16 protein-coding genes are annotated in these 19,098 nt (G+C 73.6%); 5 read left to right on the forward strand and 11 right to left on the reverse strand.

Annotation, left to right across the window (positions count from 1 at the left end; all coding sequences use genetic code 11):
* Positions 1 to 788 precede the first annotated feature (788 nt).
* Together ACL03H_RS22445 and pepE are read right to left on the reverse strand one after the other, a co-directional pair.
* Entirely contained in the window at positions 789 to 1,760 is a 972-nt protein-coding gene (locus ACL03H_RS22445; RefSeq protein WP_412813279.1) for an arsenic resistance protein, read from the reverse strand.
* An 8-nt stretch (positions 1,761 to 1,768) separates the two neighbouring features.
* Positions 1,769 to 2,494 carry a dipeptidase PepE gene (gene pepE, locus ACL03H_RS22450; RefSeq protein ID WP_412813280.1) on the reverse strand — a complete coding sequence of 242 codons (726 nt, stop codon included), beginning with the start codon at positions 2,492 to 2,494 and terminating at the stop codon, positions 1,769 to 1,771.
* A 91-nt stretch (positions 2,495 to 2,585) separates the two neighbouring features.
* On the opposite strand from pepE, the gene lhgO reads away from it, so the two are divergent.
* Positions 2,586 to 3,773: an L-2-hydroxyglutarate oxidase gene (gene lhgO, locus ACL03H_RS22455; RefSeq protein WP_412813281.1), complete on the forward strand. Its 1,188-nt coding sequence runs from the start codon at positions 2,586 to 2,588 to the stop codon at positions 3,771 to 3,773.
* 16 nt (positions 3,774 to 3,789) lie between these two features.
* Here the strand turns inward: lhgO and ACL03H_RS22460 are convergent, their stop codons facing one another.
* Entirely contained in the window at positions 3,790 to 4,218 is a 429-nt protein-coding gene (locus tag ACL03H_RS22460; RefSeq protein ID WP_412813282.1) for a phage holin family protein, read from the reverse strand.
* 83 nt (positions 4,219 to 4,301) lie between these two features.
* The gene (locus ACL03H_RS22465) at positions 4,302 to 5,282 is read right to left on the reverse strand and encodes a Ppx/GppA phosphatase family protein (protein ID WP_412813283.1); all 981 of its coding nucleotides are present in this window, start codon (positions 5,280 to 5,282) and stop codon (positions 4,302 to 4,304) included.
* 306 nt (positions 5,283 to 5,588) lie between these two features.
* Here ACL03H_RS22465 and ACL03H_RS22470 point away from each other — a divergent pair, with 306 nt between their 5' ends.
* Positions 5,589 to 6,635 (forward strand): LLM class F420-dependent oxidoreductase, encoded by a 1,047-nt coding sequence (locus tag ACL03H_RS22470; protein WP_412813284.1) that lies wholly within the window; start codon positions 5,589 to 5,591, stop codon positions 6,633 to 6,635.
* A 44-nt stretch (positions 6,636 to 6,679) separates the two neighbouring features.
* On the opposite strand, the gene ACL03H_RS22475 is transcribed toward ACL03H_RS22470, so the two are convergent.
* Positions 6,680 to 7,645: a D-2-hydroxyacid dehydrogenase family protein gene (locus tag ACL03H_RS22475; RefSeq protein ID WP_412813285.1), complete on the reverse strand. Its 966-nt coding sequence runs from the start codon at positions 7,643 to 7,645 to the stop codon at positions 6,680 to 6,682.
* Positions 7,646 to 7,745: 100 nt separating this feature from the next.
* Here ACL03H_RS22475 and ACL03H_RS22480 point away from each other — a divergent pair, with 100 nt between their 5' ends.
* From ACL03H_RS22480 to ACL03H_RS22490, 3 genes are all read left to right on the forward strand, one after another.
* Positions 7,746 to 8,528, forward strand: coding sequence for a cupin domain-containing protein (locus ACL03H_RS22480; RefSeq protein ID WP_412813286.1), 783 nt, complete (start codon positions 7,746 to 7,748; stop codon positions 8,526 to 8,528).
* A 680-nt stretch (positions 8,529 to 9,208) separates the two neighbouring features.
* Complete coding sequence (locus ACL03H_RS22485) at positions 9,209 to 9,529, forward strand: hypothetical protein (RefSeq protein ID WP_412813287.1); 321 nt, start codon at positions 9,209 to 9,211, stop codon at positions 9,527 to 9,529.
* Positions 9,530 to 9,623: 94 nt separating this feature from the next.
* Positions 9,624 to 11,894, forward strand: a complete 2,271-nt coding sequence (locus ACL03H_RS22490; RefSeq protein WP_412813288.1) for a glycoside hydrolase family 2 protein — start codon at positions 9,624 to 9,626, stop codon at positions 11,892 to 11,894.
* A 22-nt stretch (positions 11,895 to 11,916) separates the two neighbouring features.
* Here the strand turns inward: ACL03H_RS22490 and ACL03H_RS22495 are convergent, their stop codons facing one another.
* The 6 genes from ACL03H_RS22495 to ACL03H_RS22520 form a co-directional block, all read right to left on the reverse strand.
* The gene (locus ACL03H_RS22495; protein WP_412813289.1) at positions 11,917 to 12,996 is read right to left on the reverse strand and encodes an acetate/propionate family kinase; all 1,080 of its coding nucleotides are present in this window, start codon (positions 12,994 to 12,996) and stop codon (positions 11,917 to 11,919) included.
* Positions 12,997 to 15,375 carry a phosphoketolase family protein gene (locus tag ACL03H_RS22500; protein WP_412813290.1) on the reverse strand — a complete coding sequence of 793 codons (2,379 nt, stop codon included), beginning with the start codon at positions 15,373 to 15,375 and terminating at the stop codon, positions 12,997 to 12,999. It abuts the gene before it with no gap.
* Positions 15,376 to 15,453: 78 nt separating this feature from the next.
* Positions 15,454 to 16,503 carry a Gfo/Idh/MocA family oxidoreductase gene (locus ACL03H_RS22505; protein WP_412813291.1) on the reverse strand — a complete coding sequence of 350 codons (1,050 nt, stop codon included), beginning with the start codon at positions 16,501 to 16,503 and terminating at the stop codon, positions 15,454 to 15,456.
* A gap of 97 nt (positions 16,504 to 16,600) precedes the next feature.
* On the reverse strand, positions 16,601 to 17,296 hold the full coding sequence (locus ACL03H_RS22510) for a response regulator (protein ID WP_412813292.1): 696 nt from the start codon (positions 17,294 to 17,296) through the stop codon (positions 16,601 to 16,603).
* 54 nt (positions 17,297 to 17,350) lie between these two features.
* On the reverse strand, positions 17,351 to 18,568 hold the full coding sequence (locus ACL03H_RS22515) for a sensor histidine kinase (protein WP_412813293.1): 1,218 nt from the start codon (positions 18,566 to 18,568) through the stop codon (positions 17,351 to 17,353).
* A gap of 32 nt (positions 18,569 to 18,600) precedes the next feature.
* Positions 18,601 to 19,098 (reverse strand): MBL fold metallo-hydrolase (locus tag ACL03H_RS22520; protein WP_412813294.1); only part of this gene is annotated, 498 nt, incomplete at its 5' end.

The following is a 19,098-nucleotide window of genomic DNA, read 5'->3' on the forward strand; positions in this document are numbered from 1 at the left end:
GGTCCCCTCTTCCGAAGTCGTCAGCGGGGAGGAGCGCGGGGCGGGCGCGTCCCTCCTCCCGCCCCCGGTGCGACCGGAACAGAACGTCCAGCGGTGCGGCTTGTCAGCCGGGTTCGCGAGCACCAGGACGCGCTCGCTCCTCGCCGCACGCGAGCACGTCTCGCACCTCCTTGACTCACGACCGCACCGACATGCGGTCGATCTCGGGCGAGGATCACGCCGACCACCGGGCGACCCGCGGTCGCGGCTGGAGGCCGAAGCGCCCGGTGCCGCAGTGGTGAAGTCCCCGCGCGCCCGGCCCGCACCACCGCCCGCGCTCACGATCGCGATAGCACCTCCCCGGTCCAACCATCTTTCAGGAGAACCGAACTGCGCGGTTTGCGACGCGACACGCGCCGCGCATCCCGCACTGCGGCGCAGGCTCAACTCCAGGCATGACCAAGTCGACACCGGTGAAAATTCGAAACAGCCCAGAAAGCCGCCTCACCGCAACCGAAAATTCCCAGCAGGAATCGAGATCGGAACTCTCCAGCACCCCGAACAAGACCCGTGATCTTGATCGCCGCGCCGACATTTTCCGCGCGTGGAGCCGTCGATGTCGGCGGCACGCATCGGGCATCGGCGAGCTGGCCGCTCAACGACCCCGGGGAGCCGCTTCCGCGCCTACCTGGCCGGGACCCCGTGATCCTCTACGCCACTTCCGCTGGCCGGGGGATCGCGGACGAGCCGGACCAGGGCGGAACCGTTGCGCGGGAGGCAGTTCGCGCGGCCGGTACCGCGGCGGGTTCTCAGCGGGTGGGCAGCAGCCTGGGGACCGCCCGGACGTAGCCGACCATGCCGACGACCTCGACGAGGGTCTGGGTGACGACCACGACGGCGGCGACGGCCAAGGCGTCCGGCAGGGCCAGCGCCAGCGGGAGGACGACGAGCGAGTTGCGGGTGGCACCGGTGAACACGACGGCGCGGCTCGCCGGGACGTCGAGGCGGAACAGGCGGGCCACGAGCATCCCGGCCGGGGCCATCACGACCAGGAACAGCGCGTAGAACGGCACGACGCGGGCCACCACGGCCAGGTCACCGCCCAGCTTGGGCACCTGGGAGGCGACCACGACGAGCAGGGTCGCGACCATCAGCGGCACCATCAGCGTTCCCACCGCACCCTGGACGCGCCGCCCCGCCGGCCGCCGGGCCGCCCATGCCTGGGTGAGCCAGGCCAGCGCCAGCGGGATGGCGATGAGCACGGCGAACGCCTCGACGAACGGGCCCGGTTCGATGACCTCGGCCAGTTCGGACCCCAGGAACAGCAGCAGGAACCCCGGGAGGAGCACCAGCTGGGCGATCAGCAGCAGCGGGGTGGCGGCGAGCAGGCGTTCGGCGCTGCCTCCGGCGAGGCCGCTGAAGACGATCACGTAGTCCACGCAGGGGGTCAGCAGGACCAGCAGCACGCCGAGGCGCACCGCCTGGTCCGCGGGCAGGAAGGCGAACAGCGCCGCGACCACCAGCGGAGCGACCGCGAAGTTGATCACGAGCACCGCGGCCAGGAACCGGCCGGCTCGCAGCGCGCGCCCCAGCTCGGCGACGGGGACCTGCAGGAACGTCACGTACAGCAGGGCCGCGAGCACCGGGTTGATCGCCTGTGCCAGGCCGGGTCCCGCCCCGGGGGCGAGCAGGCCCGCGGCGGCTCCGGCGGCCAGCGCTCCGAGGTAGAGGACGACTTGGTGGCGTTCCATGCTCGCGACCAGGCCGGGTGCGGCGGACATGGGACTCCTCAGCAGAGGTCGTAGCGGGGCACGACGCGCAGCAGGTGGGTGAGATCGGTCCCCGGGGGCAGGTCCTGCGGCCGGGAACCGCGGGCGAAGAGCCGCGAGCACTGGGTGCCGCCGAGGGCGGCGCGGTCGCCGTGGACGCGCAACCAGGCCGCTTCCCGGAGCGCGATCACCGGCACGTCGTTGTGCTCCAGGAACTCGCCGAGCCGCTCGTCGCGGGTCTCGCCGCGGTGGGTGCTGCCGGGTTCCGGGGGCAGGTAGTGCGGGTTGATCTGGAACGGCAGGAGGCCGAGCGCGGCGAACGAGGCGGGCTGGACGATGGGCATGTCGTTGCTGGTGCGCAGGCTCGGGCAGGCGAGGTTGGTGCCCGCGCTGGAGCCCAGGTAGGGAACTCCGGCGAGCACCGCGCGGCGCAGCGCGCGGACGAGCCCCTGCCGTTGCAGCGTGGCCAGCAGCCGGAAGGTGTTGCCGCCGCCGAGGAAGACCGCTTCGGCGGTGCTGATGGCGCGGACCGGGTCGGCGGCGCGGTGCAGCCCGTCGACCTTGATGCCGATGGAGCTGAGCACCGAGTGCGCGGCGCGGGCGTAGTCGTCGAAGTCGCGGCGGGCGTAGGGGACGAACAGCATCCGCTCCCGTCCCGCCATCAGCTCGGCGATCGCGGGCAGCGCGTGGCCGAGGAACCCGGGTGCCCCGTGCACGCGGGAACTGGACAGCAGGAGCAGCTGCACGGCGGTCCTCCCCTTCCCCCGCACCCGTGGATCGCAGCGAACCCTACCGCCGGGCGTGGCTCCGGTGGGCCGGGACGGGCAGGATGGCGGCATGGCCGAGGACGTGGACGTGACGATCATCGGCGGCGGCATCGTGGGCTTGGCGACGGCGCACGCGCTGCTGGGTTCGGGCAGGCGGATCGCGGTGCTGGAGAAGGAACCGGAGGTGGGCTCGCACCAGACCGGGCACAACTCCGGCGTGCTCCACAGTGGACTCTACTACCCGCCGGGCAGCGCGAAGGCGCGGTTCGCCCGGGCGGGCGCGGAGGAGATGTACCGGTTCTGCGCCGAGCACGGGATCCCGGTGCGGCGCACGGGCAAGCTCGTCGTCGCCACCCGCCCGGAACAACTCCCCCGGCTGGCGGAGCTGGCCCGGCGCGGCACGGCCAACGGCGTTCGGTTGACCGAAGTGGACGGTTCGGGGATCCGGGAGCGGGAACCGCGGGTTCGGGGGGTGCGGGCGCTGCTGGTTCCGGACGCCGGGATCACCGACTTCGGCGTGGTGAGCGGGGTGCTGGCCGAGCGGCTCGCGGAGCGCGGGGTGCTGGTGCGCCTGGGCACCGAGCTGTTGTCCGCCCGACGGGACGGCGCGGGCCTGGTGCTGGGCACCTCGGCCGGGGAGCTGCGGACCCGGGTGGCGGTGAACTGCGCGGGCCTGCACAGCGACACCGTGGCCGAGCTGGCGGGCACCCGCCCGGCCGCGCGGATCCTGCCGTTCCGCGGCGAGTACTACGAGTCGGCGGGCCGCGAGCTGGTGCGGGCGCTGGTGTACCCGGTGCCGGATCCGGCGTTCCCGTTCCTCGGGGTGCACTTCACCCGGATGATCGATGGCGGGGTGCACGTGGGGCCGAACGCGGTCCCGGCGCTGGCCAGGGAGGGCTACGACTGGCGCACCTGGTCGGGCCCGCACCTGCGGAGGCTGGTGCGGGACCCGGGGTTGCGGGCGCTGGCGAAGCGGTACTGGCGCACCGGGGCGGCGGAGATCGCGCGCTCGGCGGTGAAGCCGCTGTTCGTCCGGGCCGCGCGCGAGCTGCTGCCGGAGCTGCGCGGCTCCGACCTGGTGGCGGCTCCGGCGGGGGTCCGGGCGCAGGCGGTGCGCCCGGACGGTTCGCTCGTGGACGACTTCCTGGTGCACGAGGACGAGTGCTGGGTGCACGTGCTCAACGCGCCCTCCCCGGCGGCGACGGCCTCGCTGCGGATCGGCGCGGACATCGCCGACCGGGTCGGCACCAGGTTCTAGCTCGCCGGGTCCCGGCTCAGTAGTACCCGCGCCGGCGGTGCTCGCGCTCCTGGTCGTGCGCGGCGCCGGCGGTGATCCGGCGGAGCACGCCGTGCAGCGCGCTGCTGACGATGGTGACGATCAGCGCGCCCCAGAAGGCCGCCCAGAACCCGTCCACGTGGAAGGGCAGGTCGAGCTCCCCCGCCGCGTAACCGGCCAGCCAGAACAGCAGCGCGTTCACCACGAGCCCGAACAGCCCGAGGGTGAGCACGTACAGCAGGCAGCCGAGGGTTTTGGCGACCGGTTTGAGCACGGCGTTGACGACGCCGACCAGCACCGCGACGGCAAGCAGGGTGACGATCTTCGTCCCGGTGTCGGTGCTCGCGTCGCCGAGCTGGATGCCCGGGAGCAGGGTCGTCGCCCACACCGCCACCGCGGTGATGAGGATGTGCAGCAGTACCGTCACGAGGTGTCCCTCCCGGGTGGGCCGTTGATCTCGACGGCGACGCTACCCCCCGAGGCGCCGCCGCCCCGGTGGCCGGGCGGTGATCAGGCGAACATCTCGTCGGTGAGGTCGCGGATGGCGTCGGCGCGGGCGCACCGCTCGGCGCGCTCGTAGGCCGAGACGAACCGGAACACGAGCCCCTCGCGCAGGCCCCACGGGCACAGGTCCAGCTCCGGCACGTCGAGCGCGCTCAGCAGCGCGTCCGCCGCGAGCGCCCCGGCCAGGATGCGCCGCGCCCGGCTGCGCGACACCCCGGGCAGCTTGGCGCGCTGGGCCTGGTCGCGGACGGCGAGCTCGGGGATCCACCGCCGCAGGTTCGACCGGGTCAGGTGGTCGGGGTGGCGCACCAGGCGGTTCTTGGAGCTGGCGGCGAGCACGGCGAGCTGGCGCAGCACCTTGGACTGGCCGACGGCCTGGCCGAGGTCGCGCCCGGCGAAGTCGGCGAGCGCGGGTGGGACGACGCGCTCGATCTCGTCGCGCAGCGCGGCGACCTGGTCGGGCAGCGGCGGGTCGTCGGGCAGGTGCTCCCGGGTGAGCCGGGCGGCTCCGAGCGGCAGCGAGACGACCTCGGAGGGGAAGTCGTCCAGGCCGGTGGCGACCTCCGCGGTGCCGCCGCCGATGTCGAAGGTGGTCAGCGGGGTGCCGGTGCGGCCGTGCCAGCGGCGGGCGGCGTGGTAGCAGAGCGCGGCCTCCGCCTGGGGCGGCATCGACCCGATGCGGGTTCCCGCGGCTGCGGAGAGGCGCTCGCGCAGCTCCGCGCCATTGGTGGCGTCGCGCACGGCGGCGGTGCCGAAGGCCACCAGCGGGCCGCGCAGCTCGTCGCCGACCGCTTTCATGCAGGCTTCGACGGCGCGGGCGGCCCGTTCGACGCCTTCCTCGGTGACGGAGCCGTCGGCCAGGGTGTTCTCGGCGAGCTTGGTCCGAGCCTTGTAGCTCCAGGAGGCGCGGGGCATCCGGCCGCGGTCGAGATCGACCAGTTCCAGTCGCGCCCCGTTCGAGCCGATGTCCAGCAGTCCGAGCCTCATACCACCCTCACGTGAAAACCACGACGATCCAACCGGACGTGCGGAGAACAGCCAAGCGCAGCAGCGCGGCACCCGCGACATGGCCGAATCATGCCGTACGCGGACATTTTGTTCATCGCCCGTTCGGACTTTCTTGATCCGTAATCAACGTCACCCCATTTCCGCGCACTGCCGATGTCACACGGCGGTGTTGGAAACGGGGGACCCCAGACGGTGCTACCCGGCGGTAACCTCGGGGCCGACCCGGCGACGCGGCGGGAACGCGATGGTGCGGCCGCTCGCTCGCCAGCGACGGAGAGGACGACCATGCGCATCGGTATGCCGCTGAACTACAGCGGGGGCTTCAAGGAAACCGTGGACGAGCTCGCCACCTACGAGAAGGCCGGGCTGGACATCGTCTACGTCGCCGAAGCGTACTCCTTCGACGCGGTCAGCCAGATGGGCTTCATCGCGGCCCGCACGGAACGACTGCAGATCGCCTCGGGAATCCTCCAGATCTACACCCGCACGCCCACGCTCACCGCGATGACCGCGGCCGGGATGGACTTCGTCTCCGACGGCCGGTTCACCCTGGGCATCGGCGCCTCCGGTCCGCAGGTCATCGAGGGCTTCCACGGGGTTCCCTACGACGCGCCGCTGGGCCGCACCCGCGAGCTGGTGGAGATCTGCCGCAAGGTGTGGCGGCGCGAGCGGGTCCAGCACGAGGGCAAGCACTACCAGATCCCGCTGCCCGAGGGGCGGGGCACGGGCCTGGGCAAGCCGCTGAAGCTGATCAACCACCCGGTGCGGCCGAACATCCCGATCATGGTCGCGGCCATCGGCCCGAAGAACGTGCGGATGGTCGCCGAGATCGCCGACGCCTGGGAGCCGATCTTCTACGTGCCGGAGAAGGCCGGGGAGGTCTGGGGCGAGTCGCTGGCCGCGGGCAAGGCGAAGCGCGACCCCGAGCTGGGCGAGCTCGACGTGGTGGGCCAGGCACCGCTGGCCATCGGCGACGACGTCGGCGCTCTCGTGGACTCGATGCGCCCGATGCTGGCGCTCTACATCGGCGGCATGGGCGCGAAGGGCAAGAACTTCTACAACGACCTCGCCCGCCGCTACGGGTTCGAGAAGGAGGCCGAGGAGATCCAGGACCTGTACCTGGACGGCAAGAAGGACGAGGCCGCCGCGAAGGTGCCGGACGAGCTCGTCGCCCGGAGCACCCTCATCGGCTCCGAGGGCCACGTGCGCGAGCGCCTCGCGGCGTTCAAGGAGTCGGGCGTGACCACGATGAACGTCACCCCGCTCGCGGGCTCCTTCGAGGAGCGCACCGCGCTCATCGAGCGCGTCCGCGGCATCGCCGACGACCTCTGACCCGCCCCGGCCGGGCGCCTGGCGTCCGGCCGCGCGGGCCGGTCTCAGGGGGTGAGCACCCGGACGGGGTTCCCGTCCAGGTAGGCGCGCAGGTCCTCGACGGTCTCGGCGTAGAAGGCCTCGTAGGTCCCCCGCGTGACGTAGCCGACGTGCGGGGTGAGCACGGTGCGTGGCGTCCCGCGCCAGGGGTCGTCGGCGGGCAGCGGTTCCCGCGAGTACACGTCGATCCCCGCCCCGGCGAGCCGTCCCGCGCGCAGCGCCTCGCGCAGGGCGGCTTCGTCCACGATCGGGCCCCGCGAGGTGTTCACCAGGTACGAGGTGGGCCGCAGCAGCGCGAGCTCCGGCGCCCCGACCAGGCCCCGGGTGCGCTCGCTGAGCACCGTGTGGATCGTGAGCACGTCGGCCTCGCGGAACAGGTCGTCCTTGGCCACCCGGCGCGCCCCCGCCGCGGCCGCCGCTTCCTCGGTGAGGTTGTGGCTCCAGGCGATGACGTCCATCCCGAACGCCGCGCCGACCTTGGCGACCTGGCTGCCGAGCCTGCCCAGTCCGAGGACGCCGAGGGTGCGCCCGGCCAGCTCCACGCCGACGCCGAGCTGCCAGCCGCCCTCCCGCACCGAGCGGTCCTGCTCCGGGATCCGCCGGGCGACCGCGAGGATCAGGCCCCAGGTGAGCTCGGCCGTCGGCCCCCAGGCCAGGTGCGGGGCGGTGCTGCCGCTACCGGTCCCGCACACGGTGATGCCGAGTTCGGCGGCCGCGTCGAGGTCGATCGCCGCGTTCCGCATCCCGGTGGTGACCAGCAGCTTCAACCGGGGCAGCGCGGCCAGCACCTCGCGCGGGAAGGCGGTGCGCTCCCGCATCGCCGCGATCGCGTCGAAGGGTTCCAGCCGCCGCAGCAGCGCCTCCCGGTCCACCGGGGTGTCGTGGAAGAACTCCACCTCCGCCGCCAGCGAGTCCCAGTCAGCGTAGTCCCGCGCGACTCCCTGGTAGTCGTCCAGCACCGCGATGCGCACGCGCTCCTCCTCCCGTCGCCGTGATCGGGTTCCGATCGTAGTGCCGGGCCGGGGCGGGGCGACCTGACAGCGCGCGGGGCGGCGGGGCAGACTGCCGGGCGTGACTCGTGCCGGAACGCTGCTGCACCTGCTGCCGCTGAGCTCGTTCCACGCCGCCGGCGACCGCATCGGTTCGCCGTCCCTGGCGGTGGAGGGATTCGTGCACTGCTCGCCGGACGCGGCCACGGCGTTGGCGGTGGCGAACGCGCTGCACGGCCGCGCGGCGGAGCAACTGGTCGCGCTGGAGCTCGACCCGCGACGGCTGTCCGCCCCGATCCGCTGGGAGGCCGCCGCGCCGCGCCCGCCGGAGGGCGTGGCCCCGGACGTCCTGTTCCCGCACGTCCACGGGGAGCTGGACCGGGCCGCGGTGATCGGCGTGCACTACGCGCGCCGCGACCCCGCTGGCCGGTTCACGGCGCTGGAGACGCGCACCCGGACGGCGGAGGAGCTGGACCTGCTGCCGCACCCGGAGGGCGGCTGGTTCCGGCGGACGTGGACCAGCGAGGTGCCGGTGGTGCCCGATTCGCGGGGTGAGCGCCCCACCGCGACGGCGATCTACTTCCTGCTGCCGGCCGGGCACACCTCGCGGTGGCACGCGGTCGGTTCGGCCGAGCTGTGGTTGTGGCACCGCGGCGGGCCGCTGACGCTGTCGCTGGGCGGCAGCGGCGCGGCGCCCGACGGGTCGCGCGAGCACGTGCTCGGAGCGGGCGCGGGTCAGGACCTTCAGGTGCTGGTGCCCGCCGGGACCTGGCAGCGGGCCGCGGCCTCGGCGACGGTGGAGTCGCTGGTGACCTGCGTGGTCTCGCCCGGGTTCGACTTCGCCGACTTCAGCACGCCGGGCTGAGCCGCGGGCTCCTCGCGGAGGGCGGTGCGGGGGGCGGGATCCGATCGTGACCCGTCCGGTGCCGGGGTTTCCCGCGCCGGCAGCGCCCGGGCCGGGTCGCCCGGCCGCGGGAGCGCCTGCCGCGGGATCCGGTGCTCAGCAGCGGCGGGTGCGGCTCCGAGGTGGCGCGCGGGTCGCGGTCGGGGCTGCTCGCCGAGCAAGCGGCGTTCGAACCAGCACAGGGCCACCAGCGATCCGATGATCGTTCCGATGCCCACCGACGCCGCCAGCGCGAAGACCGCGACCGTGTTCACCACCGACCTCACCCCCGAGAGAAACCGTGCGAGGTCGCCGGATTCCGCCGATCGGTGCTGGTCACCGGCTCGGCGAGCACCTCGCCGCAGTTCACCGTAGGGCGGCGCCCGCGCCGGTGCTGGGCCCGGCCGGAGGCGCAATCCCATCGGGGGAATCGGCCTCGGACGAGGTGTAGCCCGGCATTCGCCGGGCCAGCCGACGCCGGGGAGCGTGTCGAACGCCCTTGATCAGGTATTTCGGGCGTTCCCGGCGCTACTATCGGGTGACTGGGCACGAACCTCGGGGCCGTGGCGATCCGTAGCCACGGCTCCTACCCGATGTTGTTGCACGTCAACGGGACGGGGCAAGAAAATCGGGGGACGGCGCGTGCCCTCAGTGATCGCCACATGGCTTCCACACCGAGCCGGGAGGTACCGGTGAAGGGCTACTCCGTGCACCTGCTCTTCCACGCGCTCGCCCTGATCTGCGGCGCGGCCGTGGGGATCGGCGGGGCGCTGTGGTGGTCCGGTGGCATCCCGGTCGCGGGCTGGGCCGCTGGCGCGGCCCTGCTGCTCGGCGTCGCGGTGCTGGTGCTGCAGTGGCACCAGCTCACCGCCGGGCGCTCCCAGCCGGCACCGCCGCCGAACCGGGGCGGGACCCGTCCCGAGTTCGCGGCCTCCACCGCGCGCGGGTTGCCGGAGGTGGACCCGCCGACCCGGCGCGGCTGACCTCCGCACCGGGAATCCCGCGCCCGGCGGCTAGCCGGGCCGGGCGCGTCCGTGCTGGCATGGTGCTCCGATCCCGTTGAGGGGAGGACCGCCGATGCCCCGGCGCACTGGACCGGCACCTCGGACGACCCCGCTGGACGGCGCCTGGTCCTTCGGTCCGATCCACCACGACGGCGATCCCGCCGAGGTCCCCGACTCGCGGTTGCGCCCGGTGGTGCTGCCGCACGCGGCGGCGGAGCTGTCCTGGCGGGACTGGGACCCGGCGAGCTGGGAGCGGGGCTGGCTCTACCGCAAGCGCTTCGGCTGGGAGGGCGAGCCGGGGACGCGCTGGTTCCTGCGCTGCGCGGGTGTGCTGACCGGGGTGCGGCCGGTGCTCAACGATCGGGCCCTCGCCCCGCACGCCGGGGGGTACCTGCCGTTCGAGCGGGAGGTCACGGGCCTGCTGGCGGAACGCAACCTGCTGGACCTGGTGGTGGACGGCCGCTTCGATCCGGGGGTGCCGCCCAACTCGGCGCGTCCCAGCGACGCCGTGGACTTCTGGCAGCCCGCGGGTCCGCACCGCGAGGTCTCGCTGGTGGCGTTGCCCGCGGACCACGTGCGGGACGTGTTCGCCAAGCCGGTGCGGGTGCTCGACGACGTCCGCCGCGAGCTGCGGGTGCGCTGCGAGCTCGACCTCGCCGAGGGCGGGGCCCTGGTGCTGCGGGCGGAGCTGCGGCGCCGGGGGCGTTCGGTCGCCGACGCGGAGCGGGCGCTGCGGGCGGCGCCGGGCCGGGAGGTGGTGGAGCTCTCCGTCACCGGGCTCGGCGCGGTGCGGCTGTGGTCGCCGGACGATCCGCGGCTCTACGAGGTGGTGGTGTCGTTGCGGCGCGACGGCCGGCTCCTGCACGAGCACCGGGTGCGCACCGGATTCCGGGAAGCCGTGTTCGGCCGGGACGGATTCCGGCTCAACGGCGAGCGGCTGCGGCTGATCGGGCTCAACCGGCACCACCTGTTCCCCTTCGCGGGGGCCGCGATGCCCGCGCGGGTGCACCGGCGCGACGCGGAGATCCTGCGCCGGGAGCTGAACTGCACGATGGTGCGCTGCTCGCACTACCCGCCGCACGAGGCGTTCCTGGACGCCTGCGACGAGCTGGGCCTGCTGGTGTGGGACGAGCCACCGGGGTGGCAGCACCTGGGCACCGGGCGCTGGCGGGACCGCGCGCGCCGCGACCTGCGCGACATGATCGTGCGCGACCGCAACCACCCGTCGGTCGTGCTGTGGGCCGCGCGGCTCAACGAGACGCCCGGCGACGCGGAGTTCTACGGCGGCACCGACCGGTTGGCGAAGTCGCTGGACGACTCGCGCGGCACGACCGGCGCGGTGCTCAGCGCCGATCACGACACCTCCGACTTCCAGCACGACGTGTTCGCCTGCAACGACTACTCGGCGAGCACCGGCCCGGACGGGCTGACCCGCCCGGAGCTCGCGCCGCCGCGCCGGGACTTCCCGTACCTGGTCAGCGAGGCGGTGGGCACCCTGTCCGGTCCGGCGCGGTTCTACCGGCGCACCGATTCGCAGGCGGTGCAGCAGGGCCAGGCCTTCGCGCACGCCCGGGTGCACGACCTCGCGGGGGCCGATCCCGGCCACGCCGGGGTGCTGGCCTGGGCGGGTTTCGACTACCCCTCGGGCAACGGGAACGTGGACCGCGGCGTGAAGTGGCCCGGGGTGGTGGACGTGTTCCGGGTGCCGAAGCCGGGCGCGGCGGTGTACCGGGCGCAGGTGGATCCGCGGCGGCGACCGGTGATCGCGGCGTCGTTCTGCTGGGACCTCACCGGCCCGAACCCGGTCACGGAGCTGCCCGAGGCCGCGCTGTGGTCGAACGCGGACCGGCTGGAGCTGTTCGTCGGCGGGGAGCCGTTCGCGTCGCTGCTGCCGGACCGGGAGGGTTTCCCGCACCTGCCGCACCCGCCGTTCCGCACTTCGTTCCGCGAGGTGCGCGGCTCCCCGGAACTGCGGGTGGAGGGCTGCTTCGGCGGGCGGCCGCTGCTGTCGCGCCGCTTCTCGGCCGACCGCGCGGCCGACCGGCTGGTGCTGCGGCCCGACGACCGGGCGATCGAGGCGGGCGGGGCGGACGCGACGCGGGTGGAGCTGCGGCTGGTGGACCGCTACGGCAACGACGCGCCGTCCCGGCCGGGCGAGGTGGCGCTGGAGCTCGACGGTCCCGCCGAGCTCGTCGGGCCCGCGTCGTTCCCGCTGGCCGAGACCGGCGGGGTGGGCGCGGTGTGGCTGCGCGGTCTCCGCACCGGCGTCGGCCGCGTCCGGCTGCGCGCCCGGCACCCGTCCGCTGGTGAGGCGAGCGCCGAGGTCACCGCGCTCCCCCGCTGATCTCCGGCCCCGCACGGCCTGATCAGGCGGAGAGCGCTTCCCTGGTCTGCCGGGAGATCTCCACGTCCTCCCGGGACTCCACCACGACCGCGCGGACCCGGGCGGTGCGGGAGCTGATGTCGGCGTCGGAGGTGGTGGCCGCGTTGCGCTCGGGGTCGACCTCGACGCCGAGGAATCCGAGCCCGTCGGCGAGGTCGGCGCGCAGCCGCGGCTGGTGCTCGCCGATGCCGCCGGTGAACACCAGCAGGTCCAGCCCGCCCATCGCCGCGATCATCGCCCCGGCGTGGCGCAGCAGCGCGTGGGCGTGCACGTCGTAGGCGAGTTCGGCGTCCAGGTCGCAGTCCTCGCGGGCGGTGAGCACGTCCCGCAGGTCCCCGGAGCCGCCCGCGAGCCCGGCCAGGCCGGAGCGCTCCTGCAGGGTGGTGCGCAGCTCCTCCGGGGACACCCCGCGGCTGGTCAGCAGCCAGCACAGCAGCCCGGGGTCGACCGAGCCGCTGCGCGTCGCCATGACCAGCCCCTCCTCGGGCGTGAAGCCCATCGTGGTGTCCACGCACCGCCCGCCGCGCACCGCGGCCAGCGAGGACCCCGCTCCCAGGTGGCAGCTCAGGACCCGGCCACCGGCGTTGCCCGCGAGTTCGGCCCCGCGCCGCACCGCGTAGCCGTGGGACAGGCCGTGGAACCCGTAGCGGCGCAGCGACCACCGCTCGTTCCACTCCTTCGGCAGCGCGTAGGTGCGGGCGGCCTCCGGCAGGGTGCGGTGGAACGCGGTGTCCACGCACGCGACCGACGGGGTGTCCGGGGCGAAGTCGCGGGCGGCCCGGATGCCCTGCAGCGCGCGGGACTGGTGCAGCGGCGCCAGCTCGGTCAGCGCGGCCAGCTGCTCCACGACGCGGTCGTCGAGCGGTGTCGGCCCCCGGACCGCGCGGCCGCCGTGCACGACGCGGTGCCCGATGGCCTCGGCGGCGTGCTCGGCCTGGAACTCGCGCAGGGGTTCGGGTTCGCCGTGCCAGCGCGGGACGTCGTGCGCGGCGACGAGTTCGTCGTCGTCGAGCAGCCGCAGCTTGAGGCTGCTGGATCCGGCGTTGACGGTCAGCACCCGCATTCAGGACCACCTCCCCTCGCGGATCTCCGGCAGGTCCTCGCCCCGGGTGGTGATGTAGCGGCGGTGCTCGACGAGCTTGCGGGCGAGCTCCTCCCGTTCGTGCGCGGCGTTCGCGCCGAGGCCGGGCACGCGGTCGATCACCTCGATGGCGAGGTGGAAGCGGTCGATCTGGTTGAGCACGCACATGTCGAACGGGGTCGTGGTGGTGCCCTCCTCGCGGTAGCCGTGCACGTGGAAGTTGTCGTGGTTGTGCCGCCGGTAGGTCAGCCGGTGGATCAGCCAGGGGTAGCCGTGGTAGTCGAAGATGACCGGGCGGCCGGTGGTGAACAGCGCGTCGAACTCCACGTCGGACAGTCCGTGCGGGTGTTCGCTGGGGGCCTGCAGCCGCATCAGGTCCACCACGTTGACGACCCGCACCCGCAGCTCGGGGAACCGCTCGCGCAGCCAGTCGGCGGCGGCGAGCGTCTCCATCGTCGGCACGTCGCCCGCGCAGCCGAGGACCACGTCCGGTTCGCCCTCGTGGTCGTTGCCCGCCCAGTCCCACATCCCGATGCCGCGTTCGCAGTGCACCGCGGCTTCCTCGACGTCGAGGTACTGCGGTGCGGGCTGCTTGCCCGCGACGATCACGTTGATGTGGTCGCGGCTGCGCAGGCAGTGGTCGGTCACCGACAGCAGCGTGTTCGCGTCCGGCGGCAGGTACACCCGCACCAGCTCGGCCTTCTTGTTCATCACGTGGTCGATGAACCCCGGGTCCTGGTGCGAGAAGCCGTTGTGGTCCTGGCGCCACACGTGCGAGGTGAGCAGGTAGTTCAGCGAGGCGATCGGTTGCCGCCACGCGAGCCCGGTGCTCACCTTGAGCCATTTCGCGTGCTGGTTGAGCATCGAGTCGACCAGGTGCGCGAAGGCCTCGTAGCAGGAGAACAGGCCGTGCCTGCCGGTCAGCAGGTAACCCTCGAGCCAGCCCTGGCAGGTGTGCTCGGACAGCACCTCCATCAGCCGGCCGCCGGGGGCGAGCGCGTCGTCGCCGGGCCGGGTCTCCCCCATCCACGCCCGCGACGTGGCCTCCAGGACCGCCTGCAGCCGATTGGAGTTGTTCTCGTCCGGGGAGAACACCCGGAAGTTCGCGGCGTCGCGGTTGAGCCGCAGCACGTCCCGCAGGTAGGTGCCCAGCGCCCGGGTCGCCTCGCCGCGGTCCGCCGCGGGTTCCGCCGCGGGGAGGCCGTGCTCGGCGGGATCCGGCAGCCGCAGGCCGCGCAGCAGCAGGCCGCCGTTGGCGTGCGGGTTGGCGCTCATCCGGCGGTTCCCGGTGGGGTTGTGCTCCCGGATCTCCCGCACCGGGGCTCCGTCCTCGTCGAACAGTTCCTCCGGCCGGTAGGAGCGCAGCCAGTCCTCCAGCTGGCGCAGGTGGCCGGAGTCGGTGCGGGGATCGGGCAGCGGCACCTGGTGCGAGCGCCAGGTGCCCTCGACCTGCTGGCCGTCGACGACGCCCGGCCCGGTCCAGCCCTTCGGGGTGCGCAGCACGATCATCGGCCAGCGGGGGCGGTCGGCGCGGCCGTCCTGGCGGGCGCGGCGCTGGATCCGGTCCACCTCGTCGAGGCATCCGTCGAGGGCGGCCGCGAACAGCTGGTGCGTGCTCGCCGGTTCGGATCCGGCGACCAGGTGCGGTTCGTAGCCGTAGCCGCGCAGCAGCTCGACCAGCTCGGCTTCGGGAACGCGGGCCAGCACCGCCGGATTGGCGATCTTGTAGCCGTTGAGGTGCAGGATCGGCAGCACCGCCCCGTCCCGCGCGGGGTCGAGGAACTTGTTCGAGTGCCAGGCGGTCGCCAGCGGCCCGGTCTCGGCTTCGCCGTCGCCCACCACGCAGGCCGCGATGAGCCCGGGGTTGTCGAAGACGGCGCCGAAGGCGTGTGCGAGCGAGTAGCCCAGCTCACCGCCCTCGTTGATCGACCCGGGTGTTTCCGGGGCGGCGTGGCTCGGCACGCCGCCGGGGAAGGAGAACTGGGTGACCAGCCTGCGCAGCCCCGGCACGTCCTGCGCGACGTCCGGGTAGATCTCGCTGTAGGTGCCCTCCAGCCAGGCGGCGGCGACCACCCCGGGCCCGCCGTGGCCGGGGCCGGTGATGTTGATCATGTCGAGGTCGCGTTCCCGGATCGCCCGGTTCAGGTGCGCGTGCACGAAGGTCAGGCCCGGCGTGGTGCCCCAGTGGCCGAGCAGCCGGGGCTTGATGTGCTCGGGCCGCAGCGGTTCCCGCAGCAGCGGGTTGCCCATCAGGTAGATCTGCCCCGCGGACAGGTAGTTGGCGGCTCGCCACCACTGGTCGATCCGGTGCAGGGTGCGGCCGTCGAGGTGCTCGGGTGCCGCCAGGGTCGGAATGCCCATCCGGGACCTCCGGGGGGTGCGCTGTCCTCGTCCACCCCGCAGCGTTCCCCGGCAGGCCCGGGCGCAACCCGGCCGAGGTCAGCCCGGTGCCACGACCCGGTTCTCGGCGGCGGACCGGTGGGCCGCCTCGATGATCTCCAGCCCGGCCACGGCGTCGGTCGGGTCCACAGGTGGCGCGGTGCCGTCGCGCAGCGCGGTGACCAGCCGCTCGTAGAACTCGGGGTAGGCACCGGCGTCGGTGGGGACCGCCCGGGAGCCGTCGACGGTGCCGAGCACGCCGTGCAGCGCCTCGGGCTCGGCACCCCAGTCCGGGCCGGGACGGTGCCCGTCGCGCAACGCGGTCTCCTGCGGGTCGAGCCCGAACTTGGTGTAGGCGGCGCGGTCGCCCAGGACCCGCAGCCGCGGCCCGTGCTGGGCGGCGAACTTGCCGACCCACAGGTGCGAGCGGACCCCGCCGCGGTGCGTCAGCGCCAGGAAGGTGTCGTCGTCGACGGCGCTGCCGGGCCGGCGGGCGTCCACTTCGGCGTAGACGGTGGCGACCGGTCCGAACAGCGTCAGCGCCTGGTCGATGAGGTGGCTGCCGAGGTCGTAGAGCACCCCGCCCGCCTCCTCCGGACCACCGGACTCGCGCCAACCCGCCTTGGGGCTCGGCACCCAGCGCTCGAACCGGGACTCGTAGCGGTGCACCGCACCGAGCTCACCGGAATCGATCAACCGGGTGAGGGTGCGGAAGTCGTTGTCCCAGCGGCGGTTCTGGAACACGGTGAGCAGCAGGCCGCGGGAGTGGGCCTCGGCGATGAGCTCGCGGGCGGCGGCGGCCGTGGGCGCGAACGGCTTGTCCACCACGACCGGCAGCCCGGCGCGCAGCGCCTCGGTGGTGTGCTCGACGTGCAGCCGGTTCGGGCTGGCCACCACGACGAGGTCCAGGTCGTCGCGCGCGAGCATCGCGGGCACGTCGTCCACCACGGCGGTGCCCGGGTGGGATTCGGCGATCTCCGCGCGGCGCCGCGGGCTGGTGGTGACCACAGTGGACAGTTCAAGACCGGGGCAAGCCGCGATCAGCGGCGCGTGGAAGACCGCTCCCGCGATCCCGTACCCGATCAACCCGACCCGCAGCGCATCGCTCATCGGCCCATTACACCAGAGCGGGTCGCCCGATCCGCGCTGGTCGTGACCGGGATCCCCGCCGCAGCGCGGCGGCGCGGCGAACGGGGCGGACCAACGGTCAGACCGGAGCTTCGGGACCGTTGACCTGACCCGGGGACACGAGACCGGTCTCGTAGGCGGTGATCACCAGCTGGGTCCGCGAACTCAGGTGCAGCTTCTGCATCACGTGGTAGAGGTGGGATTTCACCGTGAGCTCGGCCAGCCCCAGGTTCCGCGCGATGTCCGCGTTGGACCCGCCGCGCGCCACCTCCAGCAGCACGTCGAGCTCCCGGTTGGTCAGCCCGCTGAGCTCCGTGGAGGCGTCCCGAACCCCGAGGGAGGCGAACCGGGTCAGCAGCCGCCGGGTCACCCGCGGCGCCAGCAGCGCCTCCCCGGCCGCGACGGTGCGCACCGCGCGGACCAGCTCCTCCGGCGGGGCGTCCTTGAGCAGGAAGCCGCTCGCCCCGGCGCGCAGCGCGGCGTACACGTACTCGTCGAGGTCGTGCACGGTGAGCATGATGACCGAGGTCTCGCCCCCGGTGGCCGCGAGGATCTCGCGGGCCGCGGAGATCCCGTCCATGCCGGGCATCCGCACGTCCATGAGCACCACGTCGGGACGGCGCCTGCGCACCGCGGACACCGCGGCCGAACCGTCCTCGGCCTCCGCGAGCACCCGCAACTCCGGCTCGGCGGACAGCAGGGCCACCAGGCCTGCGCGGATCATCGCCTGATCGTCGGCGACGAGCACGGTCGTCTCCGCGGGGGACTCCACCACGGACCTCCTCCGTTCGGGCCGCCGTCGCCGGCCGGAACCGGCGTCACATACGGGTCAGGCAAGGTCCGAATGTTCCGGGCACGGTAGCACGGCCGCGAGGTGGAACCCGTTGGAAACCGGATGCGCCGTGAACGTGCCACCCAGCAGCGCAACACGTTCCCGCAGCCCGATCAGGCCCCTCCCGGAGCCGCGCCCCGAGGACGCGCCGGGGGTCCGCTGCGCCAGCGCGCTCGCGAAGCTGTCCGGCCCGGTGGCGTGGTTGGTGATCTCCAGGCGCAGCGCGGAGCTGCCGTAGTCGAGCAGCACCCGGGCGTACCCGGTCCCGGCGTGCTTGAGGACGTTCGTGACCGCCTCCTGCACTATGCGGTAGGCCGCCATCTCCACCCCGGCGCCGAGCTCGCGGACCTCGCCGCGCCTGTCCAGGCGCCACACCACCCCGGTGCCGCGCACCGACTCCACCAGGTGATCGACCCGGTGCAGGCCGGGAGCGGGCTGCCTGCCGGGACCGCCGTCGGTGACGACCTGCTCCGCCGGATCCTCGCGCAGCCTCCCGAGCAGACCGCGCAGCTCGCCCAGCGCGGCACGCGAGGTCAGCTCCAGCTCGCGCAGGGTCTGCTCCGCGTGGTTCGGGTCGCGGTCGACCAGCGCGCGGGCCACCCCGGCGCGCAGGGCCACCACGGACAGGTTGTGCGAGACGATGTCGTGGAACTCCCGGGCGATCCGGGCGCGCTCCCCCGCCACCGCCTCGGCGGCGAGCTGATCCCGGGCGTGGTCGAGCAGTTCGACGGTGTGCTCCAGCTGCGCGGCCCGCCGCCTGCCGAAGCGCACCGCGTAGGCCAGGCCGACGACCATGAACAGATCGATGGACGCCATCACGGTGCTCACGAGCGCCGACAGCGGCGGATCACCCCAGGAGTAGAGCACCGGCCACAGCACCGCGAGCGCGGTGGCCAGCACCGCTCCCGCGGTGCCGCTGTGCTGGCAGACCGTGTAGACGCCGACGAGGATCGCGAAGTTCAGTGGATTCTCCGGAACGCCGATCAGGGTGAGCGTGGTGGCCGCGGACAGGCAGCCCAGCAGCGCGAGCCACGGCCACCAGCGACGGAGCAGCAGCAGGGCGAAGGCGGGCACGCTGACGAGCATCATCGACCACCACGGCCGCCCGGGCGGCCCCGGTGATTCGAGGTGCAGGATCAGCGCGTGCATCACCACGAACAGCACGACCATCGCGAAGTCGAGCAGGAAAGCTCGTTTCACCAAGGCATTCGGCACGCCCCGCAGTATGTGCGACCAGCCCGCGATAATCAGTAGCCGCGAGCGACCCAATCCTCGAACTGGGGCAAAACCTCGCCAATGGTGGTGCTCTCGCCGTGGCCGGGTCGCACGGTGGTGACCTCGGGCAGCGTGAGCAAGCGGTCCCGGATGGACTCGACGAGGACGCCGAAGTCCGAGTAGGACCGTCCGGTGGCGCCCGGCCCGCCGGCGAACAGGGTGTCCCCGGTGAACACGGTGCCCAGGTCCGCGGAGTACAGGCAGACCGAGCCCGGGGCGTGCCCCGGCGTGTGCAGCACCTGGAGCCCGGTTCCCGCGACGCCGATCACCTGCTTGTCGGCGAGGGTGCGCTCGGGTTCCCGCTCGGGGTGGGTGAGCCGCCACAGCTCCAGGTCGTCCGGGTGCAGGAAGATCGGCGCGCCCACGGCGGCGGCCAGTTCCGGCGCCCGGCGCACGTGGTCGTCGTGGGCGTGGGTGGCCAGGATCGCCAGCACGGTCCGCCCGGCGATGAGCTCCTGGATCGCAGCGAC

Source organism: Saccharopolyspora antibiotica, assembly GCF_047200635.1.
In the GTDB taxonomy this organism is placed as follows: Bacteria; Actinomycetota; Actinomycetes; order Mycobacteriales; family Pseudonocardiaceae; genus Saccharopolyspora_C.

Bases quoted from the DNA above. Each gene is read 5' to 3' on its own strand.
- ACL03H_RS22445 (WP_412813279.1), bottom strand. From the start codon at position 1,760: ATGTCCGCCGCACCCGGCCTGGTCGCGAGCATGGAACGCCACCAAGTC.
- lhgO (WP_412813281.1), top strand. From the start codon at position 2,586: ATGGCCGAGGACGTGGACGTGACGATCATCGGCGGCGGCATCGTGGGC.
- ACL03H_RS22465 (WP_412813283.1), bottom strand. From the start codon at position 5,282: ATGAGGCTCGGACTGCTGGACATCGGCTCGAACGGGGCGCGACTGGAA.
- ACL03H_RS22470 (WP_412813284.1), top strand. From the start codon at position 5,589: ATGCGCATCGGTATGCCGCTGAACTACAGCGGGGGCTTCAAGGAAACC.
- ACL03H_RS22485 (WP_412813287.1), top strand. From the start codon at position 9,209: ATGGCTTCCACACCGAGCCGGGAGGTACCGGTGAAGGGCTACTCCGTG.
- ACL03H_RS22490 (WP_412813288.1), top strand. From the start codon at position 9,624: ATGCCCCGGCGCACTGGACCGGCACCTCGGACGACCCCGCTGGACGGC.
- ACL03H_RS22495 (WP_412813289.1), bottom strand. From the start codon at position 12,996: ATGCGGGTGCTGACCGTCAACGCCGGATCCAGCAGCCTCAAGCTGCGG.
- ACL03H_RS22500 (WP_412813290.1), bottom strand. From the start codon at position 15,375: ATGGGCATTCCGACCCTGGCGGCACCCGAGCACCTCGACGGCCGCACC.
- ACL03H_RS22505 (WP_412813291.1), bottom strand. From the start codon at position 16,503: ATGAGCGATGCGCTGCGGGTCGGGTTGATCGGGTACGGGATCGCGGGA.